Here is a 22,830-nt window from a genome sequence, read left to right on the forward strand (position 1 = left end):
AAGCAAGCCAACTTGTCGTCAAAATCGGTGTTGCAAAAACGGGAGTGACCATAGATTCCGTTTTCTGAGACGACCCCGATCAGTATTACGTTATCCCACTCCAGCCCCTTGGAACCATGCAGTGTGGAAAGGATGAAGGGATCGCAGTCAGTAGCAGCCTCGCCTGGATTCAAGATAAGGTTTAAAAACGTGCGGGAATCGATCTTACTGGAGTCAAGTAGCTCCCCGATCCTCACGACCCCTCGTTGCTGGTCGTTCGATCCAGTGCGAGTTACACCCTCAGAGCCAACACTATCAATGAAACCCTCCATACTCAGGCGTCGTAACACATCGATAGCAGGCGTTTCCTCTCCGTCTTTCTGGCAGATAGTGGCGAGCCTGCCCAGCCGATCTTTTTGGTATTGTGCGCCCTCGAATAACTGACCTAGAGCAGACCATAGGTCGGCGTGCGGAGCCATCAATCCACTGAGCGCCGCTTTGAATTGCCCTTTCTGCCATCTAAAACCAGCCTCCTTCAGAAAGCCGTAAACAATCGCTTGTTTGTTGGGATGGTTTTCCAGTAGCCGCAGATCGCCGTACACAGACAGCAAGACGCCAACTACCAGTATCCCGATTTCGGTGCGGGTGTGTAATGCGCTTGAACCATTGAGGTAGCGATAAGGTAGCCCACACAGGCGTAAAGCAATTTCCGCCTCAGCAAGGTTCGCCTTAGTGCGGGACAATATGGCTTGTGTTCCACTGCTCACCGAGAGGTTTGATAGCACCTTGGATAGGCAGTTATCAAAGTGCAATCTGACCTCTGTTTTGGGGGTGCTAGGATGACTGACACAAAGCTTGGTCAGCTTTGTAGAGTTGCGCCGAATTACCGAGTTAGCCATCAAGGAAAGCTCATGGCCAAATCTGAACGTGCATGACAGTTGAAACACCTTCGTATTCGGGTAGTGCCTTTCAAACAGTCCGCCGATAAAGTCTGGTCGAGCACCACGCCACTCATAAATACACTGGTTAACATCACCAACAGCCATAACCGACGTATCCGACTTAGATAGCAAGCGGGTCATGTCATGCTGTATCAGGTTAACGTCCTGATATTCATCAACAATGATGTGCTTGAAGTGGGCACCAAGGCTGCTGTCATTACGCAACAGTGCGACAGCCTCAATCAAACAGTCATCAAAGGTTCGCAGACTGTTTTCCTCCAGCAGCTCACAATAGCGGCCATAGGCGTGAATAAACTCCCGTTTGATGTTGCTGAACGTTGGATCATTGGCAGCATCAACAGGAGTTACGGCCGCCGCCCGGCAGCGAGCAATAAACAGCTCGAAGTTTTCAATTTCATTGGGGTCAATATAATTCGCCTCATGGTCAAAGCCATAGCGGTAGGCTTGCTTTACCAGTTGCTCATAGCGGTAGTCGCTTGGAGTAATGAGGTCTTTCTTCTTGATTATCTGTTGGCGTTCTCCGTAACCAACAATCTTTAAGGCCAAGCTGTGGAACGTGCGGATTTCTGGAATCACGCTCGACATCAGTGCCGTCTTCAAGTTCTCCGTGAAGCTCACCTGCGCCGACTTGTTGTACATCAGGATCAGAATGGAGCGAGGATCAGTTCCCGTCTTGACCAGCCGCTCAACGCGCTTTACAAGTGTGGTTGTTTTCCCGCTACCAGGTACGGCTTTTACCAACGCATGTCCGGTGTCATGGCTGACAATACTTTTCTGCTCCCAAGTCAGTCTTTTGGTCATGCCTTAACCTTGTAATTGGCGCACTGACGGGCCTCGGTGTAGGGAACGATCTTTGCCTTACTGTGACATTGCAGATAGCCATCCTCCCATCGGCCTGCTTGCTCGCACATAATGCAGTTGGGAAATAGTGAATGAGGATCGGCGTGACGGATAAAAGCTCGTAAGTTATCAGCCAGCTCAGCGGCCCCTAACGATCTAGGCCATGTGTTCACGTCAGAATTGATTGTTAAATCCACTTCAGCGAGCGGCATCGTTTGTTCGTTGAGTCGGCCGGAACCACTTAAACTCCAGACAGACATATCCACGTTACCTACTGAGCAGACGCCGCTACAGGTGTCCACAGATTGAAACGGGGGAAGCCAGTTGAATACTCTCAGGATCTTCTCCTTGATCGAGTAGGCCCCGGTAAGCAACATCTGAATATCAGAGGCAGATTGGACCTTAAACTCAAGAATCGGGATACCGGCTTCGATCTTGTCTTGAGAGCAGGGGTGTGTGACACAAATCTCTACGTAGCAACGCCTTTCGCCAGTCGTATCATACAACATCACGTCTGGTCGCAGCCCTGTGACCTTATCGTGTTTTTCCAGCTCTGCCTGATCGAAAAATTGAGTCAAGTTGTAGCGTGCAGGCACGGATTTTACGCACTGACGTGCTTCGTCTCTAACCAAGGCTAAACGAGAACCATTACAGGCAACCCGGCGCTCCAGCTCAAGGCTAATAGGCATTTCACGGCTGAGAGCTTGTTGGTAGCGATAGAAGAATGCTTCTTTGCCGCACTTGTGAAGATAGGTTTCAAGGGCACAGCATTCTTCCGAATGGCGAAAGTGCTTAGCGTTGAACTCGCCCATTACCGGGGTCAGGGGGCTCTTACAACCTGGGCAGGTGTAAGTATGTGAGCGCAGGGCAGCGCCAATGTGCGTGAGGGTGCCCTCGCCGTCTAGCGCGTAAGCGTATTGTATTGAGCTGGATTGAGTTGTCATGACTGCGTATCCTCCCAAAAAAATCCAGCTAAGAACAGACCTTACGGCAGGCAAATGGTAAGTAGTGCTTCTTGAAGCAGTCGAGTGTACAGCGGCTCAGTGAAAAAGCTAATCGCCCGCTCAACAACCTAGTGATACTGGTGCAGATTCGACAATGAGTTAATGCCCGGAGAGCATCTGCAAGACTTCTAGCTGGAAGGCATTCCAACCAGCCCTCGCTTCTGAAAAGCCGTCAGGAAACGGTAAAATCCAACCAAGTGAGCAACTTCACTTGATCAAAGATCTAAGGCTAGAATGATGGAATTCCAACCTTAGTTTGCAAATAGCCTAAACATATAACTTCCTCTGAGGATTTAAAAGAATTCTCAGATGTCTTGAAAGCTACTTTTTAAACTTTCTCATTCTGAGAAGCATATTTAATTTTGCTGCGTCTGCTCGTGCTGCTGCTACAGAAAGGGCTTTATGCAGTGAAACTACCACGACAAACAAACAGAACATCGACCAGAATCCATCCATTTCGTTTACCTAATCGTTGAGGTTTTTATTCGGGATATCTGGCTAAATAGGACTACACAGATACCCAGTTAAACCCCCCGCTTACATAACACTCCGGTTCCTCACCAGACGTTTTATTCTATCGCGGTCTGTGGTTATCAGAAGCTGCATAAACCGGTTATTTAGTCCGTTACGCGAAAATTATTGAGGATCCGGGCTGTTAAACTGTTCTTCCTCTTTCGCTTCCGGAGAAAAGGGGAGGTGTCACCCTGCGGCCGGGTAGTGAAAGGGATTTGACGTAATTCAGGCGAAGGGCGAACAAGACCGCAAAGGACGCCCGGGCGACCGGATACCTGCCGGGTTGTGCGAAGTAAAAACCGGAAGCAGTGATAACACAAACAGGCCCCTACAGCGTAAGGATTGTGATGGACGATAAAGAGCAATTTACGAATCTTGTGGCAAAGCATGCCTCCGGACTCACCGAAGAGCAGCTGGCCGGTTACGATGCCTGTTCCCTGGATGGTGAATGCGTCACGCCTTCATACGAGGTTTTCCGGGGGTATCGTACCCGCCATACCCTGGATGAATTTCTGGAGATGGCCATATCGCTGAATGCCATCCACCCGGATGAATATTTAACGGATATGCTGCTTAAGCCTCATGAGGTGATCGGCGCTCTGGCCGATGAAGGCGACCAGCTGAACAACGCCACCCCGGTTTATTTCTTCCCGGATACCGGCGTCTATGCAGCGGCCGTCAGTGAAACCCGGGTGCTCGATGCCTGGCTTTGCTGGCCATGCTACCCGGCGAACTGGTAACGCGGCCGTTGGAATTGCACCGGCAGGATACGAATTTAACCGACCCCGTGGCGGGAAGGTTATCACAATTGCATGTCCTCATCCCTCAAGCCCCCTGCCAGGCCCTAACGTGCTGTCAGGCTTCGCCTGATTCCCGATCTGCGCCGGTACTTCAGCCGATAACTTTTTGTTTTCTTTTTATTTTCTCCCCATTTCCTCAAAGTTCGCGGGCGGCGTGGACAGGGCACCATTGCCGCATGTGGGGTCTTAATAAGGGCAGGGTGGTCAGGTTTGCTCGATGCCGGGGGTAGGCCCTACCCTTTATGGGATGAGGACATGCAATTCACTAAATTAATCGACAGCACCGGTGGTGACTTATCTGTAACGGGTCAGTTTTGATACGGGGAATGTTTCAGGGTTAAGATCTGGAATCATAAAAATATACGCTCCCGTTCAGGACATACGACTTGAAATGGATAATGCCATTAAAGGAATTCCAGCCTTTCGTCGATAACAGTTTCTGACCATCGCCATAACCATGTCATGGAGGAGACTAACCGTGTTTCAGAGGTGAGCTGGTGCCTGGCAAAACATACAAACTCAAATATCAGGAAGCGAGTTTAGTTGTTTATAACATGCAGCCGTGTAACTGATTAGGTACCGGCAAAAGGAGGAAATAATGTTTGAAAACTACGTTTGTAAAATCTATGTAAGCAATGATCCTCATTTTAGTAGCCATCTCGAAGCAACTGCGTTTGGTTTCGATAATGGTCAGCAGCAAAAGATTCTCACCGCAGCCCATGTTGTTACCAATGCTCTTGGAAAAATTTATCCCGTCAGCAATACACTTAAACTTTACGTCAAATTTCTTAACCATCAAGGACTGGTGAACGAAGAGCCTGTTCTAGTCGATTTCATTCTCAATGAGGCTAATGACAGGGCAGACTTTAAAGACGGCATTCCGTTTGTTGACAGTGCAGAAATCGTATTACCAGCTGGAATACAACAGCCTGTAAGTAGTTACTTTAAGGTCCTGGCTCCCGCAGCTGGCATGGGTACATTGGGTGTCGGATATCCAATGAATGAGACAACAATTTCGACATTCCCTGGTGAAGTTTCAGGCATTTGGCCTTTAAATTGCTCAAATCATTCTCCCCAACATCTCACAACTCGCTTTGTAATAGCACATTTCAACACCGATGGTTGCTCTGGTGGACCCTATGTCGTCTCCGAGAATGACGAGCATTTTGTCATTGGAAGTCTGGTTGGAATAATGTCTGGAACCTGCCCAGATTCAAATCCACACATGTCTGTTCAGTCCGCTACTGATTTTTAGCAAAGTCAGTTCCAAAATGACGCTGGCACGATAGTTATTTTGGGTCTGCCCGATATGGCGTCTGCCCTTACTAACAGCAACAGCATTGAAACTGACAAACATGAACTCGAAAGTGCCACAATAGTAAGTCATGATTTCTTCATCACTTTTATGGTGCTCTTTTTCACCTATCACACAGCAAGTTATGAATACGAGGCCTGTAATGGACGCTACCGAAACTGAAGAGCTCGAAAAAATTCGCAAGAAGGCAATGGATGAAGTTACAAGTGCTCTTCAGGCGCTTGAAAATAAGTTCCCGGGTATTACTGAGGGCGCAGCAGCTTTGGCGGGGTCAGGCGTAGGCGCAGCGGCTTCCTTCGGTGCTCTCTATACGCTTGGTACAACGGGAGTGTCAGCAGCAGGCATAACCTCCGGGCTCGCTACAGCAGGGTCTATCGTCGGTGGCGGTATGGTTGCAGGCATTGCGGTATTGGCCGCACCTGTAGCTGTGTTAGGGATTGGCGGGTACGCGATAGTGAAACACAAAAAAAATGCGAAACTGACAGCCGCCCTTAGTCAGGCCATCCAAAAGCTCTACGAAGTTCAGGAAAGGTTGATGTCGAATGCGGAATATTTTAAGGCAGAAATTGCTGGCATCAAGGCAACAATCGACATGCTTACTAAGAAAGCTCCAAAAGGTAGCCTGGTCGCGGTGAGGTAAACACATGAGTCAGTCTCCTTATGATGATGAGTTCAGGGCCATCCGTTATATTCAGCTCCGTGGTCAGGATATCGCGAACGCTCACGAGACAATTAACAGTGATATAGAGAGCCTTAAGGCACAGTTGACCGGGCTAATCAGCGGCACTGAACTTGATGAAGCGGAGCATCTGGCGCTTAAAGAACATCATCTGCGAGAAATGACCCCTTCAGATACTGCCATGCATTCTACTGGTCTCAAGACTATATATAGCGAGGCTAACCAGCGTGTATGCGGTGATATTGGACTGGCCACAATACTCTCCACGGATGACTTGGCTGTTGTAGATGCCCGGATCCAGAATCATATTAAAGAATTTAATGATCGCTACGCACTCGACGCCTGGGATTATGCTATTGCCTGCGGATGCGGGCTCATAGCATCCATGCTGGATTTACTTTGCGTCAGAGCCCCGCCAAAACCTACGGTGAGCTTTACGGCAGAAGTGGATGGTATTTTCAATAAACAGGTGCAGAAAGCCTTCAATGCCATTTTGCCGGAGGACCTGAGTACAAAACTCTCAGATTTGTTCCCTATAGGGGCACCAGACAGTTCGATCAGCAGCGATTTAGTGGGTGCGGCCGGTGGCGTTTTGTCTCCCACAAATCACCGCTTAAGAGCTTTGTCACACGATCCCGTACTGGGCATTATTTTCGGTATAAAGGATATGCTGAACGGGACCTGTACGGTGGTTCAGAATGGACAGATCGTGGTTTATCCTTCCAGTAAAGGCGTTACAGACGAAACCAATATTTTCAGGCTCATCGCCAGAATGTTTGGACACCTGGCATCGGATGTTAATGCCCCCTCAGCAAAAGGAAACCGTGGCATGGGGTTACCGGCTCCTTTTATGGGGCTACTTCGTATGCTTGAGGGGATCCCTGTGGGGAGTTCTAACTTCGGCAAACAAATAGAGTACATGTATGTCAACGGGTATGACTTTCGTCAGTTTATCGTGACAAGTATTCCGATGAGCATAATGGAAGTTTTGATGCGGGTTTTCTATGTGGCGAAACAGGTATCGCTGGGAAAAGGAGCTTTTGGGGAGACCTTACTGGATACCATGCCGTTGCGGCTAAATCCACGCTTCCGGATGATGCTTGCCCTGGGTTATGGAACTTCCAGTGCTGTTAACGCAGGTAAAATGTATATCACCGGCAATATTCTCAATGCGAATTACGCCTCCTGGATGGGGTTGGCCTGGAATGGTTTTCACTCACTCAAGTGGTCCCTTTATCAGCGACACTTAAAGCTTTGGGCCGGTATTGAAAAGGCAGAACTGGAACGGCTTCAGAACAATATAGACAGCATCGAGGCATTGACCATCAGAGCAGGAAACTTGCCAGTCAAGTAACATTCACCGGAGCACCTCCGGAACCCCATAGCCCACCAGCTGCTAAAAATGTCTGCCTTTGCTTTTAATACTCTCTCTGCCTCCTCCCCGAGGCAGAGAGTAGCTCGTAGTTATTTATACAGCTCACAACAGGGCCATAAGATACTCCGCTTCTCGTTTACCGATGATCCTGATCTGTCAGCTCTCTTACCGGATGCTGTACGAGCGTAACGGCTTATTATTGATAGTTCTCTCATATCAAACCTCATAAAGATTTATGCTGCCACTTAGTAACAGCCTAAAGGTTGTACTCTCTATTTAACAGCTTTTAGGCTGTTAATTTGATATTACAGCTTTTAGGGTGTATGTTTAGAAAACAGCGTACAAGGTGTATCAGAGGAACTACTGAGGCCAGCTTATGATCAATAATGATTACCCGTTAAACACGCTCAACCAGTTGCGTCCCTTGCTCATTGGTTTTCGCAAGGCGAATGGCCTGACGCAAAAAGACCTGTCCGAAAGGTTAGGGGTCACTCAACAGACATACTCACGTCTGGAAGCCAACCCTGCCAGTGCGAGCATTGAACGGCTATTCAAGGTGTTTTCTATCCTGGGCGTAAAAATCAGCTTCTCCTCGACAACCGCCTCTTCAGAGGGGAAGCAGACGGAAGAAATGCTTAAATCAAACTCACCTGCACGACAGGAGAAATGGTAACGATATGAGCCGGAAACAGCAGCGTCTGGCAATCTGGATGAACGGAATCAAAGTCGGATACTGGGAAAAAAGTAAAGGGGTAGACAGCTTACAATACCTTCCTGACTGGAGTGCAGACGAACAGGGAAGGCCGCTGTCATTGTCCCTTCCTTTTACTCCCGGGAACCAGGTCTGGCGTGGAAATGTGGTACGTGACTATTTTGATAATTTACTCCCGGACAGCGAAGGCATACGCAGACGTCTGGCAATGCGTTACAAGGCCGATAGCCTGGAGCCTTTTGATCTTCTGACGGAGCTGGGAAAAGACTGCGTGGGCGCGATACAGCTGCTTCATGACGGAGATGAACCCACAGATTTATATTCCGTGAAGTATCACCCGCTTACTGAATCAGAAATTGCGGCAACTTTGCGTAATACCACGGAGACATTGCTACCGGGCAGGCCAGAAGATAACGACGACTTACGTTTATCTATTGCCGGTGCTCAGGAGAAAACAGCCCTACTGTGGCATGAAGATCGGTGGTGTATGCCGGAGGGTAATACACCAACGACGCATATATTCAAGCTACCGCTCGGACTTGTGGGGAACATGAAAGCCGACATGCGCTCGTCGGTTGAAAATGAATGGCTCTGCTCGGTACTTCTCGAACAGTACGGGCTCCCCGTGGCAAGAACGCAGATTGCTCACTTTGAAGATCAGAAAGCGCTGGTGGTAGAACGTTTTGACCGAAAATGGTCAGGAAACGGACAATGGATCATTCGTTTACCCCAGGAGGATATGTGTCAGGCCCTGGGCATTTCGCCATTACGAAAATATCAGGCGGACGGCGGGCCAGGTATATCGGAAATTATGGAAGTTCTGAGTAATTCAGACCGTGCTGAGCGTGACAAAGCGCAGTTTTTTATGACGCAGATAGTTTTCTGGATGATGGCCGCAACAGATGGCCACGCTAAAAATTTCAGTATTTCTATTGGGCCACAGGGACGTTATCACCTTACACCACTCTATGATGTGTTGTCGGCATGGCCGGTGATCGGTCATGGGAACAATCAGATATCCTGGCAGAAGTGCAAACTGGCGATGGCCGTACGTGGCAGTAGCAACTATTACCAGATATATCGAATACAACGACGCCACTGGATCAGGCATGGTGAGATAACCGGCCTGAGTAAACAGCAGACAGAGGCGATGATAGAGGAAATCATCGCCAGAACCCCGGGTGTCATTGAACGTGTTAGCGGGCTTCTTCCGGACCAGTTCCCCCAGCAGCTTGCGGAAAGTATTTTTGATGGAATGAGGCAGCAATGCAGGCGCCTGGCTGAGAAATGACAGCCGCAATTTATAGTGTGCATGTTTTCAGAATAGCTGATGTAAGCGTGAGGATTCAGTATGACTGAAGAACAAAAAAGAATAGAGCGGGCTATTGAGTTGGCTTGTCGTTACGGCGGAACCGATGAAATGCATCATCTGCAATGGGTCGTGGATCAGATGGTAAGAGAACTTGCTGGAGAACGTTATGCACAGATTGTAGCAGATGCCACCAGCGGAGAAGATGGGCCTGATACTTACAAATGGAGTGTTGGGATCGCGCCTTAGCATCTGTCAGTCTGGGGATGAAAACGTACTTAACATCCAGCGAATTCCCAGACTTCACATTAAGACTAGAGTAACGGCCGCAATCACGTGAGAGAAAAAAATGGCAATTTTAGCAATCATTGCAGTTATCGCCCTGGGTGGGTACGCCTGCGGGTTTATTAAAGCCCGTGAGCTGAGCGCTTTGCGTAAAGAAATGAAACTATACGTGGATCGCATGGAAGCGGCGGAGCTGGACTTACACGCAATCAGAAGTGTAGCGGAGCACCGGTTGCACGGTGCAGGTAAACAGTTTGCCGACCTTTACAGCCGTATCGACGGTGCAACTGTGACGCTGACACCCGAAGATCAGCTGTTACTGGCAACGATGCCATTTAATATTCAGGATGTAGAAGACATCGTAAACGAGCGCGGTCCAAAGACAATTAGCGGCCGTCCATTCTGGGAAGTTGAGCCAGGCCCGCATGACTATGAATATGGCCCGCAATATCCGTATTTCCCAGACCAGCGCTAGGAAGAGATCAAGATGAGAGAGCCAAGACCCCGCCATACCTTGCAGGTCATTCGAGTGCCTTCTCTGGAGGTTCAGGATCTGGGGCTGACCAGCTTTGATAGCTGGCTTGACGAGAACGGTTATGACAAAACGAATGCCAGAAATAACCGTACCATCTGGGCGAGAGAAGGCGGATGGCATCTGAAACGTTGCAGAAATCTGGAAACTGGCACGGACGATTTCTGGTTTATCGCTTTCGATGGTAAAGGCGGAAAGATATACCCGCTGAAAACCCAAAGAGACTACCGGGCTGCATATCGTAAGCTGGAAGCAGAAGGTTATGCACCTGCGGTCATCGAGCAAATGACCACAGGCGCAGCATATAACCTGGCCTATCCACGTTCCACCCTAAAACAAGCTGAGACGGCCACCAGCGAACCAAAGCGGAAACCTGACGTAGATATCCAGGGTGAGCACTGCGAGCGCGTAGTGACGCAACGTAGTGGCGTGGCACAGGGTAAATTTAAAGCTCTGCTCATCGAGAATTTCGCGGGCCGTTGTGCGGTAACCGGTTGGGTTAATGGCGGTGTCCTGGATGCGGCACACATTGAACATGGAACCCGGTACAATCCGTCTAATGGCATCCTGATGACTCCAACAATGCATGCTCTGTTTGATGCCGATCTTATGGGCATAGATCCGGCCACCCTGACCGTTCATTTTAAGCCAGGCATTGAGCTGGGCGAGCTGTTTGAAGGCCGTAAAATCACACCGCTGGTGTACGATCTGGACTTAGAGCGGCTGGCCGTACGCTGGGCAGGATACCAGGGCCTGGCTCATGAACAATGATGGGTTACAGCCGGGATGTGTGAAAACCCGTCAGTGAAACCTGCATGCGCCATACCTTTAAATTTAAACTCAAGAGCCAGGCTCAAGATAAAACCGAAATGAAAAGGTAAAATCCGGTGCACCAGATCTCTTAGGTTTAATACCTGAGCCGGTATACTGGCAGGCGCAGGCATGTGGGTATTATCCAGTCCATACATCTCCACACAGTGTTAACCGCAACATTTAAAGTTCAATAAGGACGGTTTCAATTTTATGTATAAAACAGCATTAGTGATGATTATCGGGATCCTCGGATGCAGTAAAGCATTTGCAGCCACTGAATTACAGCTCCAGCAAAAACGCGTTATGCAGTTCTGTGCCAACGCCAGTCTTCCATTGTTAGTTGCGGGTACAACGTACGCGAATACGTCTGACAACGGGCGACCAGAAAAAGAAAGATTGGCAATCCTGAAAAATTCAGTTGCAAGCTCGACAGCTTATAAAATGGCATCTCCCGGAGTTCAGATTGCCATGATGAGCGTGGTGGAAGATATTGCCGATCCGAAAGAATTAGCTCTACATCAAAAAGAAGTTAGACGTCTTGGGGCTAGTTATCTTTCCGACAGCGGTGTTTCATGGGCTTCAAAAACTGTTTCACCATTTACAGCCTGGTGTAACTTTAACCGTTTAGAAAGTTAAGGCTGGCAAGGCGGTTCCTGTTCAGGAAAGTTACTTTCCGTGCGGGGACCGTAAGATACAGATAAAGCTTAAGGCCTTTGAATTTCTGGAAAGCATTTGAAAATTTCATTGCGCTTGTCTGATATGAAACAGCCCCTGCATTTCTGCAAAGGCTGAAAGAGTGTGTACGGACTTTGGAAGGAGTGATGATATACGCCTGAGCCATCCCATCACCGCAGACAGGGTAATTAACCCTGACTAAAGCTTTCACCTATTCCGTCGCTCGCAAGCGGCTTTCGCACACTAACGAAGGTATGGCCTTTCGTCGGTGTTAAATTTTTCAAACTTTGCTTACTTTGTCAAGGAAGGTGACCGCAGTAGTAGGCACAACTACTTTAATCTGTATGAATAATAAGGTAGAACCGGCCAGTGAATGAATGCTTTCCCTGAAATCAGGCGGACAACCTTCAGGAATATTGATAGCAAGACTGAATCTCTCGCTGCGGCGATAAACATTTCGCCATAACCCTGAACGAGAGTGGTTCATCCATCATATACAGGAGCGTTACATGCGCAAATTTAAGTACATAATCTGTCACCAGTGCGAAGGCCACGGGACCATGGAAAACCCGGCCTTTGAAAATGGATTCACCCAATCAGAAATGGCTGAGTGGGAGCCAGAAATGCGTGAAAAGTATTTTGCCGGAGCATTTGATGTTCGCTGTGACGTTTGTGCCGGTGACGGTAAGCTCAGCGTACCAAACGTAGCGGCTATGTCTTTTTCAGAACGACGGGTTCTGGCAGCACGGCGGCGTGATGAGCGTCTTCAGGCTGCTGATGAACGGCTGTCCCGCCAGGAACGAGCAATGGGGTACTGAGGTGTTACAGCAAAGATGAAAATGACGAAGCCAAAACCGGTAAGCCGGATGAAAAGACCGTTTATTAGTGAGCTTGCAGAGCTGGGTTTATCGGGTGAAATTCTTTCAATTCGAACTGACGGCATGCAGGGGACGCTCATACCCGATCTTACCGCAGGGGTGAGTGAAGCAGGCCGTGTGAAAACCGGCAACTGGGTAATCTCTGACAAGAGAACCTTCGACCATGTCGTTCTGTGTGTTGAAAGACAAGATGAGAACCATGATGTGTACGTAGGTAAATTCATCCAGTTACATGTAGCCGCTAATAGGGGTCAGTTTGGATATCGAAAATTATTGTACGTTAAGGTTATTTTTTGACCTGCCTAATTTAGCTGGCCTCAGCCGACGAAACTTACCGGCTGACGGTATCCGGTTGCTTTTCCATATATAATCGCCTGTCAGATTGATGTGTTCCCAGCCTAGCGGGGACAAATGCGACAGCAGTTGCTCGTTGATCTTCACTCCCTTACGCTTCAGAGCATCGACAGCTCTTTCCATATAGACGGTATTCCACAGGGATATGGCAGCTGTCAGGAGCGTCAGTCCACTGGCGCGATAGCTCTGATTTTCCGGTTTTCGGTCCCTGATTTCTCCCAGCCGGTGCATAAATACCGCTCGCGCCAGCGCGTTACGGGCTTCACCTTTATTCAGCCCCGCCTGTACCCGCCGACGCAGTGCAGGATCGCGGAACCAGTCGAGCATAAACAGAGTTCGTTCAATACGGCCAATTTCTCTCAGTGCTTTGGCCAGCCCGTTTTGCTTGGGGTAGCTGGCAAGCTTTTTCAGCATCAGGGATGCCGTCACGGTTCCCTGCTTTATCGAGGTTGCCAGACGCAGCACTTCACGCCAGTGAATTTCGATCTCTTTCAGATTCAGGCTGGTTGTTGATATCAGTGACTGAAGCGCCGGGTACTGGCCTGCTTTCCCTTTGATAAATAGCTTCTTGTCGTGGAGATCCCTGATTCGCGGACAGAACGCAAATCCCAGCAGATGCATCAGGGCAAAGACATGATCGGTGAAACCCGCTGTATCGGTGTAATGCTCCCTGATTTCCAGGTCGCTTTCGTGGTACAGCAAGCCATCGAGCACATGGGTTGAATCTCTGACCCGACTGATTATGCAGGTGTAAAACGGGCTGTATTGATCCGAAATATGGGTATAAAACTGACGTCCGGGCTCCTGCCCGTATTTCGGGTTAACCTGCCCTGCGTAGCGGCCTGATCTGCCTGTTCTGAAATTCTGTCCATCTGATGATGATGTTGTCCCGTCTCCCCAGAATGCCGCCAGCGGCCTTTTCCCCTGCGCGTTTACCAGCTCTGCAAGGGCTGCTGAATAGGTTTCGTCGCGGATGTACCATGCCTGAATATCTTCGAGTGATGATTTGGTGCTACCGGGGCAGGCTTCCGCCATTTTGGTCAGGCCAAGATTGATGCCATCCGCAAGAATGGTGGTGAGAAGCAGGCGGATATCGGGACGGGTAATGTCAGTTTTTATATGCGAAAAATGTCGGGTAAACGTCGTCCAGCTGTTTACCTCATCGAGAATTTCCGTGATTTTAGGGCGCGGTAGCATGCTGTAAACCAGCTCTGCCAGCGGTGAAACCTGCACCGGAACGCTGTTATCCAGCGGAGAGACTTTTACGCCCCTGTAAGATATTTCCACATCGGGCAGTTCACCAAGGGCAGCCATGGCATTGACCTCTTCAAGCCTGGACTGAAGCAGGGTCATACGGCTGGTAATGTACTCATGATAATCAGCAGATACGGGAAGTGGCAGCGCCGGTGTGAGTTTGTCAAAGTCCTTTTCGGGAATGAGGTAATCATCAAAATTTTTGTAGCGGCGTGAGCCTTTAACCCAGATGTCCCCGGAACGCAACGCCCCCTTAAGCTCGCTGAGCGCACAAAATTCATAGTACTGCCGGTCAATACCCGCAGGTGTAATTACCACCTTGCGCCAACTTTCTGGGACAAACTCAAGCGGCGCGGTGGCCGGAACTTTACGTGACTGCTTCCGGTACATATCCTTGATCACAACCAGCGCATCAGCCAGAGGTTGCGCTGCCGGAGTTGCGATTAACTGTAAAGCTGACAACATGCGCGGGGCATATTTCCGTAATGTGCTGTATTTCTCGGTAATAATATGCAGCGGGTCAAAATTATTTTTTCTGGCGAGATGGCGTGTTTCCTCCAGACTGGCGACAAATTCAGGCCATGGGAGTATGTTTTCTATTGCGAGCCATGGATCTCCCCCGGAATCACGGGCATCAGACAGCGCCTGACCGACATTGATGTACTGCCTCAGTTTTGACTGGATCAGCTTTCCGGTCTGCTGAAGGCGCTCAGCCTGTGTTCTTTTGGCTTTGCTGAAAAGGCTGTTCAGCATTCGCTCATGCAACTCAATCACTTCGTCTGTCAGTGTGGCTCTGGCTTCTTCCAGCACGCACACCAGGATCGCATGACGCCGGGCTGCTGAAAATCGGGTCAAATCCCGGCTGCTCATCTTTCGGCCTTCCCGCGCCAGTTTCAGCAACCGGTTCTGGTGAATGGTACGATCTATACCTTCCGGTAATGCCAGCGATTCAATGCTACTGAGCCGATCAAGGTGTTGCAGCACGTTCTTACCATTGATTTTACCCGGAGGTTGCAGAAGCCATGTCAGCCTGGAAGACTGATTATCCGATGACTCAAGTAAACAATCCAGAGCATCCCTGTGAGCCGGAGTTAACGGAGCATTCAGGGTCTGAAACACGATTTTATCGCCGCCTGCCATGGCCTCAGCACAGGAACGCTCCACGACATCAATCGAGGGGATTATCACGTTGTTCTGCCGGAGCCAGACCAGTAGTTCTTCGGCCAGGAGAATACCTTTATCGGTGCGCGTCGCCATCGGCAGCAGGTGTGTAATACAGTCCTGCTGTATTTTGCCGGTGAACGCTTTTAAGCCAAGATAGCGGTACAGTTCGGTTAAATGTTCGCGTCGCGTGGTTTCCCTGCCGGAAAGGTAAGCTGGCCAGAGATCCCCGGTAAGTTTTAGCCTGCTGGCGATATGCTTCAGCAGCGCATCAGAGGGAGGGATTTTTTTATCCGGGGTAAAGCCGACATTTTTCAGATAGCAAAGAAGGACGGCAAAACCAAAACGGCTGGCAGGTTTACGGTGGGCACTGATAAGTGCCAGATCATGTTCACTGAAATACGCCATCCGGGTCAGCGTTAACTCTTCGTCCGGTAATGCCAGTAATGATTCTCTTTCCGACAGAGAAAGAATCTGCCTCCTTGCCATATAGTTTCCCTCGTAAATTATCCGATGCGGTATTTTTAACAGAAATGCTTATCGCATAAGGGTACACCCTGACGCCATATTCAAAACGTGACGGCACACGATGAATGACATAACCTATATGCGATAGATTAAATGCAATAACTTAAATGCGATAACGTGGTGGAAAAATGTTCATCAGAGCTTATTTAAGGGCATCGACGGAAGATCAGTTCGCCGATCGGGCAAAAGAGATGCTGGAGCAGTTTGTTCAGGAGCGGGGACATAAAATAGCCAGTTACTACCGGGAGAACATCAGCGGTACAAAACTTGACCGCCCGGAACTGGGGCGCTTACTGATGGACAGTCACCGCAATGATATTTTACTGGTCGAGCAGATAGACCGTCTGACCCGTCTGAGCAACAGCGACTGGATGACGCTGAAAAAGCAAATCGAGCAACACGAGCTGCGGATTGTCAGCCTCGATGTACCCACCTCATGGCAGGCGCTGTCAGATAAAGATCCTTCGCAGGCTGACCCAATCACCCGCGCCGTGATAACCGCCATCAATAATATGCTTATCGACCTGATGGCCTCGATGTCGCATAAGGACTGGCTGAGCCGCCGCCATCGGCAGAAGCAGGGAATTGAACGGGCACATACGCTGGGAAAATACCGGGGCAAACAGGCCGATCAGGAACGACATAAGAAAGTTCTGTATTACCGACAGGTCAAGAAACTGAGCATAAGAGAAACTGCTGAAGCCACCGGTTACAGCACATCTCAGGTCTGCAGGATTCAGGCCCTGTTCAGGCCTGAAAATTAAGCACATTTTCTGAGGCTGGAAATCAACTCATGCTGACAGCCTGAGCCTGTTGGCATGGTAAGCAATGTGCTCACCAATAAAGCTGGAAATGAAATAATAGCTGTGGTCGTAACCAGTATGATATCGGAATGATGTGTTGATGTTCATCTCGTTGCACACTCTTTCAAGACTTTTAGTGCGTAACTGATCTTCATAAAAGGCGTCACTTAATCCCTGGTCAATAAAAATTTCTGGTAATTTCGCACCCTGTAAAATGAGACTGACGGGATCGTAGTGCTCCCACGTTTTTTTATTTTCACCCAGGTACGCGGTGAATGCCTGTTGTCCCCATGGCACCTGAGAAGGTGACACTATTGGTGAAAATGCCGATACACTCACATATTCATCAGGATTTCGCAGCGACAGAACCAGCGCTCCCAGCCCCCCCATGGAGTGACCGGATATTGATTTCCTTGATGTTACAGGTAAATGCTCCATGACAACATCCGGAAGCTCATGGAGAATATAGTCATACATCCTGTAATGCGTGTTCCACGGATGTTCCGTCGCGTTCAGATAAAATCCGGCACCCTGGCCCAGATCGTAGCTGTCAGCATCTGCGACATGCTCTCCACGGGGACTGGTATCAGGAACAACGACGATGATGTTGTTCCTGGCGGCATAATGCTGCATACCCGATTTGGTGATGAAATTCTGCTCCGTACAGGTCAGACCCGAGAGCCAGTACAGGACCGGCAGTTTTTCTGTTGCTGCTTTGGGGGGAAGATAAACACCGAAATTCATCCCACAATTAAGTGTTTGTGAATTATGGCGGTATACGTTTTGCCAGCCGCCAGCGCTGGCATGCTGCTCGATGAGTTCCATCAGCCTCTGTCTCATGGTTATTTCCCCTGACAGGGAGTCAGGGGAAGTCTCTTTATAGCCGGACGTCAGATGAACGTATAAGCCGTGATTTTGTTACCCGCAGGGTCTCGCAGGTAGGCTGCATAGGCTCCAGGGAGATGGCTGCGCGGGCCAGGCTGACCTTCATCTTTCCCTCCGGCGGCAAGGCCCGCGGCGTGGAAAGCATCAACTTCTTCCGGACTTGCAGCTGCAAAGCCGACAGTAACGCCGTTGGCCGATGGCGCTTCACCGTTGCCCGGATGTGCAATAATAAAGGCTGGCTTTTCGCGACCATAAAGTACCCAGCCATTGCCAAACGGGCCGAGGTTATTGATGCCAAGCGTACCGAGGACAGCATCGTAAAAATCAGCGGATTTTTCAACATCGGATGCACCGATGAAGACGTGGGAAAAAACGTCATTACCAGAAATTACAGGTGTTGCCATGATCCATTTCCTTCAGTTGGTTTGACTCAGTTAAGACGCTATCAGTAACGGATTACCGTACGGATTGATTTACCTTCATGCATAAGATCGAAGGCCTCATTGATTTCATCCAGCGTCATCGTGTGGGTAACAAATGGCTCCAGTTCAATTTCACCCTTCATGGCATCTTCTACCATGGCCGGAAGTTGCGTACGGCCTTTCACTCCGCCGAAAGCAGAACCTTTCCATACGCGCCCGGTAACGAGCTGGAATGGACGGGTGGATATCTCCTGCCCGGCGCCGGCCACGCCGATGACAATGGACTGGCCCCAGCCACGGTGAGCACTTTCCAGCGCCGCACGCATAACGTTGACGTTACCGATACATTCAAAAGTGTGGTCAATGCCCCATTTGTTGATTTCAAGCAGCACATCTTTAATCGGTTTGTCATGGTCGTTCGGGTTGATGCAGTCGGTTGCACCGAACTGACGGGCAAGTTCGAATTTGGCCGGGTTGGTGTCGATAGCGATAATGCGTCCTGCTTTTGCCTGGCGAGCCCCCTGAACGGCAGCCAGACCGATTGCGCCAAGACCAAAAATAGCGACAGAATCTCCAGGCTGTACTTTCGCTGTGTTGTGAACAGCGCCAATCCCGGTAGTCACGCCACAGCCCAGCAGGCAGACGTGTTCATGGTTTGCCTCCGGGTTAATTTTTGCCAGAGAAACCTCGGCCACTACCGTATACTCACTGAAGGTGGAGCATCCCATGTAGTGGTAAAGAGGCTGGCCATTGTAAGAAAAGCGGGTGGTTCCGTCAGGCATCAGTCCTTTTCCCTGAGTTTCGCGAACCGATACACAGAGGTTCGTTTTCCCGGACTGACAGAATTCACACTCCCCGCATTCGGCGGTGTAAAGCGGAATCACATGGTCTCCCGGCTTCACGCTGGTCACGCCTTCACCGACCTCCACGACGACACCGGCCCCTTCGTGGCCGAGAACCACCGGGAAAACGCCCTCAGGATCGTTCCCGGAGAGGGTAAAGGCATCGGTGTGGCAGACACCGGTGTGGGTATTTTTAATCAGCACCTCGCCTTTTTTAGGTGGTGCAACATCAATTTCAACAATCTCCAGGGGCTTCCCTGGTGCAAATGCAACGGCAGCACGTGATTTCATATGTAAATTATCCTCAATGTGATGGCTTAGCTATTTAAGATAGGCGCGAACCAGTTCAATCGTATCGTCAACGGATTTACTGATTTCATGGCTGTAGCTGTCATTCTGGTCAAAGGTTTCCCGTATGTGGCTCTCGAGCACCTCTGCCATAAGACCGTTAGCTGCTCCGCGAACGGCAGCTATCTGCTGAAGAATGGAACGGCATTCAGCACCATTTTCCAGCGCTCTTTCCAGAGCATCAATCTGACCCCGAATGCGGCGAACACGGGTAAGGACCTTTTTTTTCTCTTCAGGAGTACTGGGCATTATTTACCTCACCATTTTTGATTTTATATACTATAGTGGAGTATATAATTATCGTCAATGCATACTCCACTATAGTATAACTAAGAATAAACATAACTACCTTTATTTACGATATAAATCATATATTTATATTATTTTTGGCTGTGATACTGTCGGAAGGAAAGTTACTACAAAAATGATATCTACCGATACGGGATTTGGGGCATAGGCGGTTCTGTTAAATTTCGCCAGATATTGGCTCATCATTGATGGTCAAAAAATGAGCCTAACGTACAATAATTTTCGATATCCAAACTGACCCCTAATAAGAGCCTTAAGATCGTCGAAATGGGCGATGTGAAACTGGTGGCCATAACCAGCTCGATTCCTACCACTTTTAATGGTGGGATAAAGAGATACAAAGGGGTTACGTATGTGTCACTTTCCCAAACAGCTCAAACCACTATCGACTTCCCGAAGCGTATCTACAAAGAGGGCCAGGAATGTACTTCTGTCACCAGTCCTGACCAAGGTCCTTTCGCCCGGGATGTTAGGTTGAATTGCTACGGGCGATGTGTTGTCACCGGCGTAAGGTCCCCCTGGCGTACTGAGGCCGCGCACTTAACGCCACGTCATGAAGAAGGCATTCCCGACGTAACGAACGGAATTTTACTTCGCCGTGATATCCATACACTGTTCGACAATGACCATTGCGCCATAAACCCTGACACTATGAAAATTTACTTCAGCCGGGAGGCCCGGGAGTTGGATGATGATCTCCTGAAATGGCATGGGAATGAGATAGAGACGACACGCATGCAGGTTCCGGTTAACATCGAAAACCTTCGGATACGATGGCAAAAATTTAAGGCTAAGGATCGTCAGCGTAAATAAAGCCATAAGCTGAACCACGGCGAGGATTAGTCTTGTTCACTAAATGACAGCGAGAGATTAAATGCAAACCCAAAAAGATATTACAGTTGGCCAGATCTGGGAAGAAGTGGATCCAAGACTGATCCGGAAAGTGCGAGTTGTTGAGGTGGCCTCGTTAGAAGGGCCCAAAGGCATCCTAATCGAAAACGTGGAGTCTGGTCGTAAGAACTGGGCGTCGTCATCCCGCTTTAATGGAAAGCGTGGAGGGTATCGTCTTATTTCCTGAAGGTTTTGCCAATATGGGAAACTGAAGAGGTTGAAACCATCCCGGTGAGGGAGCATATCTGGTAAAGAAGAGTCTTTAAAAAGGTTTTACGCGACCTGGGATAATAAACGGGAAAACGATACCCAAAAAAAGAATACAGCGATGATAACGATAAGGAATGGTAAGGGCTTCAATATTTTGAGAAATGACCTGGCTTCCTTTGCATCTGCATTTCTAATCAAACTGTCCACATAGGGATCACAGCTCTTAGGTTCTGAATTTTTCATATGTTCTGTACCTGAAATTGATTCCGTATGAGAAAAGGCCACCGAAGTGGCCTCTATCAAAACTGGTGGCAAAAGTTAGATCAGGAAATCATCAAGACTTTTACCGGCTGCAATTTGTTCTGCCAGAGCTTTGGGGGTACGGCCCTGTCCAGTCCACGTTTTTGTTTCGCCATTTTCATCAGTAAATGAGTATTTGGCCGGGCGTGGTTCACGGCTTTTCTTGGTAGCCGTAGATTTGGCCTGGAATGAGCCAAGCAGCTCTTCCGGGTTGATACCATCTTCTTCCATTAACTTACGCAGGGCGTCAAGTTTCTCCTGACGAGCTTGCAGTTCGGCAGCTTTGGATGATTCTTCCTGACGACGCTCATCAACAATGACATTAAGCTTTTCGAGGATTTCCTCAAGTACTTCTAAAGGCAGCTCGCGGCCCTGGGCGCGAAGAGTACGAATATTGTTTAACGATTTGAGTGCTTCAGACATACGACCTCACTTTCTAATTCTTTGATAAGGATTTACTTAATCATAATACACTCTATAAGGAAAAAGATGCCAGCTTTATGTCTTCAGGTACAAAGATATCTTGCTAAGAATACTCCTTATCTTCCTTGTGCAGACTGTTTCGTGCTTTCGATGTTGTTCATGAGTCTTAAAATCTGCTCACTGTTTAGGGTACTCATGCTGTAAATCATCAAGAAGGAAGCGCAGAACAACATAAGCAATCGGAAAAGGAAACCATGCCAGTGACAGGCCATATATGGCGGAGATAAACATAGGGTAATTTAACTCACTTACAAAATTCGCTTCATTGTATTGTTGAATCGAAATGGCAGAAGCAAAAATTATAATTAAAGTAAGAAAAATCCACTCTAGCCATCTCTTTTTATAACAAGCATAAGCGAAAGCTGTAGGGTAAAAAATAAAGCAAAAAATTCCAGCTGCAATTACGTTCATAAAAGTAACTTTCCTGATAGCGCAGTTATTTTTCGAATGCAGCATCATGAACAACTGCCATAACATTGATGATTGGCTTTCTTTTTCTGAAGAACCTTCCGCGCGGCAAAGTTTCTCCCGCTTTGAGACGATAAAGCCAGAAAACATAAGCCGGAGGAACATTGCTGTCAAAAATATCTGAACAAGTTTGAACTGTGATGCCTACTGTATTGTCTTTCCTCATCTCTTTAAAAGTGCCTTGCAATGCAGCGGATAACGTCATTTTTAAGAAACCTTTTTCTGTTTGAACGGATAGACTTGACTTAGCTGGCTTGACTGTAATGTTTGCCACTAAAGATCCCTCGTTCTGAGGATGCAGGCACTACAAAGTTACCGTCAGGTCTAATCATACGAGTTTGGATGAAATTTTTGCCGGATTTGGTTTTTTCAACCTGGTGCTCGATCTTCCATTCTTCTTTGACGGGACCGGATGACAAATGAACTAGAACCGGTACTTTTTTACGTGTTCTATCCAGAACAATACAATTTGATTTATCCGTATCAACGCTTCCCTGAAGAGTATTCAAAGAGCAATTATCATATCCCTCAACCGGAACTGCATTACCTTGGATATCAATTTTGAATCCTCCAGCTATTACAATTTCGGGTGCATTATCATTTAAAGTCTCGTCATAGGCAGCATCAACTACATCGCAAGCAGTAAGAGTAAGTGACGATGCCACAGCAAGACACAATAAAGAAAATCTGTTTTTGAGCATATTTGAGACCTTTTATAAAAATAAAATAACAGGAGAATTGTATCATTAACAGTCTAGTTCTAACGACTACCACTTTTAAGTATGTATTGAGCCAGTTTTATATTCAGGCACACCATATTGCACTCTAGGGAAGGTGCGAATAAGCAGGTCATTTCTTCCCAAGCTGACTCGCTGATTAAAATTTCGCGGATCTGGGCCGA

General features: G+C 48.4%; 25 protein-coding genes. 14 read left to right on the forward strand and 11 right to left on the reverse strand.

Annotation, left to right across the window (positions count from 1 at the left end; all coding sequences use genetic code 11):
- Together QMN38_RS24990 and QMN38_RS24995 are read right to left on the reverse strand one after the other, a co-directional pair.
- Positions 1 to 1,742, reverse strand: a 1,742-nt coding sequence (locus QMN38_RS24990; protein ID WP_227440768.1) for an ATP-dependent helicase, incomplete at its 3' end; no start/stop codon positions are given.
- Entirely contained in the window at positions 1,739 to 2,725 is a 987-nt protein-coding gene (locus QMN38_RS24995) for a competence protein CoiA family protein (RefSeq protein WP_000211823.1), read from the reverse strand. The genes QMN38_RS24990 and QMN38_RS24995, both read right to left, overlap by 4 nt.
- Positions 2,726 to 3,645: 920 nt before the next feature.
- Between QMN38_RS24995 and QMN38_RS25000 the strand changes: the two genes are divergently transcribed.
- From QMN38_RS25000 to QMN38_RS25055, 12 genes are all read left to right on the forward strand, one after another.
- Positions 3,646 to 4,038: a hypothetical protein gene (locus QMN38_RS25000; RefSeq protein WP_000341066.1), complete on the forward strand. Its 393-nt coding sequence runs from the start codon at positions 3,646 to 3,648 to the stop codon at positions 4,036 to 4,038.
- Between the two features lie 658 nt (positions 4,039 to 4,696).
- A complete protein-coding gene (locus tag QMN38_RS25005; protein WP_000462754.1) occupies positions 4,697 to 5,353 on the forward strand; it encodes a trypsin-like serine protease in 657 nt (218 codons plus the stop codon).
- 202 nt (positions 5,354 to 5,555) lie between these two features.
- Positions 5,556 to 6,053: a membrane protein gene (locus QMN38_RS25010; protein ID WP_000340139.1), complete on the forward strand. Its 498-nt coding sequence runs from the start codon at positions 5,556 to 5,558 to the stop codon at positions 6,051 to 6,053.
- A 4-nt stretch (positions 6,054 to 6,057) separates the two neighbouring features.
- Positions 6,058 to 7,446, forward strand: a complete 1,389-nt coding sequence (locus QMN38_RS25015; RefSeq protein ID WP_000083579.1) for a hypothetical protein — start codon at positions 6,058 to 6,060, stop codon at positions 7,444 to 7,446.
- A 400-nt stretch (positions 7,447 to 7,846) separates the two neighbouring features.
- Entirely contained in the window at positions 7,847 to 8,140 is a 294-nt protein-coding gene (locus QMN38_RS25020) for a helix-turn-helix transcriptional regulator (RefSeq protein ID WP_012477377.1), read from the forward strand.
- A gap of 4 nt (positions 8,141 to 8,144) precedes the next feature.
- On the forward strand, positions 8,145 to 9,470 hold the full coding sequence (locus QMN38_RS25025; protein WP_000088044.1) for a type II toxin-antitoxin system HipA family toxin: 1,326 nt from the start codon (positions 8,145 to 8,147) through the stop codon (positions 9,468 to 9,470).
- Positions 9,471 to 9,530: 60 nt separating this feature from the next.
- The gene (locus tag QMN38_RS25030; protein ID WP_000134171.1) at positions 9,531 to 9,737 is read left to right on the forward strand and encodes a hypothetical protein; all 207 of its coding nucleotides are present in this window, start codon (positions 9,531 to 9,533) and stop codon (positions 9,735 to 9,737) included.
- A 100-nt stretch (positions 9,738 to 9,837) separates the two neighbouring features.
- Positions 9,838 to 10,248 (forward strand): hypothetical protein, encoded by a 411-nt coding sequence (locus QMN38_RS25035; protein WP_000985909.1) that lies wholly within the window; start codon positions 9,838 to 9,840, stop codon positions 10,246 to 10,248.
- A 12-nt stretch (positions 10,249 to 10,260) separates the two neighbouring features.
- On the forward strand, positions 10,261 to 11,076 hold the full coding sequence (locus tag QMN38_RS25040; protein WP_001641519.1) for an HNH endonuclease signature motif containing protein: 816 nt from the start codon (positions 10,261 to 10,263) through the stop codon (positions 11,074 to 11,076).
- 252 nt (positions 11,077 to 11,328) lie between these two features.
- Complete coding sequence (locus QMN38_RS25045; protein ID WP_000278471.1) at positions 11,329 to 11,754, forward strand: hypothetical protein; 426 nt, start codon at positions 11,329 to 11,331, stop codon at positions 11,752 to 11,754.
- A 548-nt stretch (positions 11,755 to 12,302) separates the two neighbouring features.
- Positions 12,303 to 12,611: a hypothetical protein gene (locus QMN38_RS25050; protein WP_001224686.1), complete on the forward strand. Its 309-nt coding sequence runs from the start codon at positions 12,303 to 12,305 to the stop codon at positions 12,609 to 12,611.
- 15 nt (positions 12,612 to 12,626) lie between these two features.
- Positions 12,627 to 12,968, forward strand: coding sequence for a hypothetical protein (locus tag QMN38_RS25055; RefSeq protein ID WP_323606311.1), 342 nt, complete (start codon positions 12,627 to 12,629; stop codon positions 12,966 to 12,968).
- On the opposite strand, the gene QMN38_RS25060 is transcribed toward QMN38_RS25055, so the two are convergent.
- A complete protein-coding gene (locus QMN38_RS25060) occupies positions 12,942 to 15,929 on the reverse strand; it encodes a Tn3 family transposase (RefSeq protein ID WP_000124025.1) in 2,988 nt (995 codons plus the stop codon). The two genes, QMN38_RS25055 and QMN38_RS25060, sit on opposite strands and share 27 nt — an antisense overlap.
- A 167-nt stretch (positions 15,930 to 16,096) precedes the next feature.
- Here QMN38_RS25060 and QMN38_RS25065 point away from each other — a divergent pair, with 167 nt between their 5' ends.
- Positions 16,097 to 16,732, forward strand: a complete 636-nt coding sequence (locus QMN38_RS25065) for a recombinase family protein (RefSeq protein WP_000470624.1) — start codon at positions 16,097 to 16,099, stop codon at positions 16,730 to 16,732.
- Positions 16,733 to 16,759: 27 nt separating this feature from the next.
- Here the strand turns inward: QMN38_RS25065 and fghA are convergent, their stop codons facing one another.
- The 4 genes from fghA to frmR form a co-directional block, all read right to left on the reverse strand.
- The gene (gene fghA / locus QMN38_RS25070) at positions 16,760 to 17,596 is read right to left on the reverse strand and encodes an S-formylglutathione hydrolase (RefSeq protein WP_009652884.1); all 837 of its coding nucleotides are present in this window, start codon (positions 17,594 to 17,596) and stop codon (positions 16,760 to 16,762) included.
- 65 nt (positions 17,597 to 17,661) lie between these two features.
- Positions 17,662 to 18,060, reverse strand: a complete 399-nt coding sequence (locus QMN38_RS25075) for a VOC family protein (RefSeq protein ID WP_000235177.1) — start codon at positions 18,058 to 18,060, stop codon at positions 17,662 to 17,664.
- A gap of 41 nt (positions 18,061 to 18,101) precedes the next feature.
- Entirely contained in the window at positions 18,102 to 19,211 is a 1,110-nt protein-coding gene (gene frmA / locus QMN38_RS25080) for an S-(hydroxymethyl)glutathione dehydrogenase (protein ID WP_000842086.1), read from the reverse strand.
- A gap of 30 nt (positions 19,212 to 19,241) precedes the next feature.
- On the reverse strand, positions 19,242 to 19,517 hold the full coding sequence (gene frmR, locus QMN38_RS25085; RefSeq protein ID WP_001141270.1) for a formaldehyde-responsive transcriptional repressor FrmR: 276 nt from the start codon (positions 19,515 to 19,517) through the stop codon (positions 19,242 to 19,244).
- A 327-nt stretch (positions 19,518 to 19,844) separates the two neighbouring features.
- Between frmR and QMN38_RS25090 the strand changes: the two genes are divergently transcribed.
- The gene (locus QMN38_RS25090; RefSeq protein WP_032494789.1) at positions 19,845 to 20,390 is read left to right on the forward strand and encodes an HNH endonuclease signature motif containing protein; all 546 of its coding nucleotides are present in this window, start codon (positions 19,845 to 19,847) and stop codon (positions 20,388 to 20,390) included.
- 606 nt (positions 20,391 to 20,996) lie between these two features.
- On the opposite strand, the gene QMN38_RS25095 is transcribed toward QMN38_RS25090, so the two are convergent.
- From QMN38_RS25095 to QMN38_RS25110, 4 genes are all read right to left on the reverse strand, one after another.
- On the reverse strand, positions 20,997 to 21,401 hold the full coding sequence (locus QMN38_RS25095; RefSeq protein WP_001287391.1) for an H-NS family histone-like protein: 405 nt from the start codon (positions 21,399 to 21,401) through the stop codon (positions 20,997 to 20,999).
- Positions 21,402 to 21,578: 177 nt separating this feature from the next.
- Positions 21,579 to 21,872, reverse strand: a complete 294-nt coding sequence (locus QMN38_RS25100; protein ID WP_001100635.1) for a hypothetical protein — start codon at positions 21,870 to 21,872, stop codon at positions 21,579 to 21,581.
- A 25-nt stretch (positions 21,873 to 21,897) separates the two neighbouring features.
- Positions 21,898 to 22,203: a hypothetical protein gene (locus QMN38_RS25105; protein ID WP_223152485.1), complete on the reverse strand. Its 306-nt coding sequence runs from the start codon at positions 22,201 to 22,203 to the stop codon at positions 21,898 to 21,900.
- The gene (locus QMN38_RS25110; RefSeq protein ID WP_000916941.1) at positions 22,175 to 22,630 is read right to left on the reverse strand and encodes a hypothetical protein; all 456 of its coding nucleotides are present in this window, start codon (positions 22,628 to 22,630) and stop codon (positions 22,175 to 22,177) included. The genes QMN38_RS25105 and QMN38_RS25110 overlap by 29 nt, the downstream gene beginning before the upstream one ends.
- Between the last annotated feature and the right edge of the window lie 200 nt (positions 22,631 to 22,830).

Source organism: Citrobacter sp. R-1.5.2, assembly GCF_035064245.1.
In the GTDB taxonomy this organism is placed as follows: Bacteria; Pseudomonadota; Gammaproteobacteria; order Enterobacterales; family Enterobacteriaceae; genus Citrobacter.

What these genes read in the sequence shown, in the direction of transcription:
- QMN38_RS25025 (WP_000088044.1), top strand. Translation starts at nt 8,145, where the DNA reads ATGAGCCGGAAACAGCAGCGTCTGGCAATCTGGATGAACGGAATCAAA.
- QMN38_RS25030 (WP_000134171.1), top strand. Translation starts at nt 9,531, where the DNA reads ATGACTGAAGAACAAAAAAGAATAGAGCGGGCTATTGAGTTGGCTTGT.
- QMN38_RS25095 (WP_001287391.1), bottom strand. Translation starts at nt 21,401, where the DNA reads ATGTCTGAAGCACTCAAATCGTTAAACAATATTCGTACTCTTCGCGCC.
- QMN38_RS25040 (WP_001641519.1), top strand. Translation starts at nt 10,261, where the DNA reads ATGAGAGAGCCAAGACCCCGCCATACCTTGCAGGTCATTCGAGTGCCT.
- QMN38_RS25075 (WP_000235177.1), bottom strand. Translation starts at nt 18,060, where the DNA reads ATGGCAACACCTGTAATTTCTGGTAATGACGTTTTTTCCCACGTCTTC.
- QMN38_RS25055 (WP_323606311.1), top strand. Translation starts at nt 12,627, where the DNA reads ATGAAAATGACGAAGCCAAAACCGGTAAGCCGGATGAAAAGACCGTTT.
- QMN38_RS25010 (WP_000340139.1), top strand. Translation starts at nt 5,556, where the DNA reads ATGGACGCTACCGAAACTGAAGAGCTCGAAAAAATTCGCAAGAAGGCA.
- QMN38_RS25000 (WP_000341066.1), top strand. Translation starts at nt 3,646, where the DNA reads ATGGACGATAAAGAGCAATTTACGAATCTTGTGGCAAAGCATGCCTCC.
- QMN38_RS25050 (WP_001224686.1), top strand. Translation starts at nt 12,303, where the DNA reads ATGCGCAAATTTAAGTACATAATCTGTCACCAGTGCGAAGGCCACGGG.
- frmR (WP_001141270.1), bottom strand. Translation starts at nt 19,517, where the DNA reads ATGCCCAGTACTCCTGAAGAGAAAAAAAAGGTCCTTACCCGTGTTCGC.
- QMN38_RS25035 (WP_000985909.1), top strand. Translation starts at nt 9,838, where the DNA reads ATGGCAATTTTAGCAATCATTGCAGTTATCGCCCTGGGTGGGTACGCC.
- fghA (WP_009652884.1), bottom strand. Translation starts at nt 17,596, where the DNA reads ATGGAACTCATCGAGCAGCATGCCAGCGCTGGCGGCTGGCAAAACGTA.
- QMN38_RS25015 (WP_000083579.1), top strand. Translation starts at nt 6,058, where the DNA reads ATGAGTCAGTCTCCTTATGATGATGAGTTCAGGGCCATCCGTTATATT.
- QMN38_RS25060 (WP_000124025.1), bottom strand. Translation starts at nt 15,929, where the DNA reads ATGGCAAGGAGGCAGATTCTTTCTCTGTCGGAAAGAGAATCATTACTG.
- QMN38_RS25090 (WP_032494789.1), top strand. Translation starts at nt 19,845, where the DNA reads ATGGGCGATGTGAAACTGGTGGCCATAACCAGCTCGATTCCTACCACT.
- QMN38_RS25065 (WP_000470624.1), top strand. Translation starts at nt 16,097, where the DNA reads ATGTTCATCAGAGCTTATTTAAGGGCATCGACGGAAGATCAGTTCGCC.
- QMN38_RS25110 (WP_000916941.1), bottom strand. Translation starts at nt 22,630, where the DNA reads ATGCTCAAAAACAGATTTTCTTTATTGTGTCTTGCTGTGGCATCGTCA.
- frmA (WP_000842086.1), bottom strand. Translation starts at nt 19,211, where the DNA reads ATGAAATCACGTGCTGCCGTTGCATTTGCACCAGGGAAGCCCCTGGAG.
- QMN38_RS25005 (WP_000462754.1), top strand. Translation starts at nt 4,697, where the DNA reads ATGTTTGAAAACTACGTTTGTAAAATCTATGTAAGCAATGATCCTCAT.
- QMN38_RS25045 (WP_000278471.1), top strand. Translation starts at nt 11,329, where the DNA reads ATGTATAAAACAGCATTAGTGATGATTATCGGGATCCTCGGATGCAGT.
- QMN38_RS24995 (WP_000211823.1), bottom strand. Translation starts at nt 2,725, where the DNA reads ATGACAACTCAATCCAGCTCAATACAATACGCTTACGCGCTAGACGGC.
- QMN38_RS25100 (WP_001100635.1), bottom strand. Translation starts at nt 21,872, where the DNA reads ATGAACGTAATTGCAGCTGGAATTTTTTGCTTTATTTTTTACCCTACA.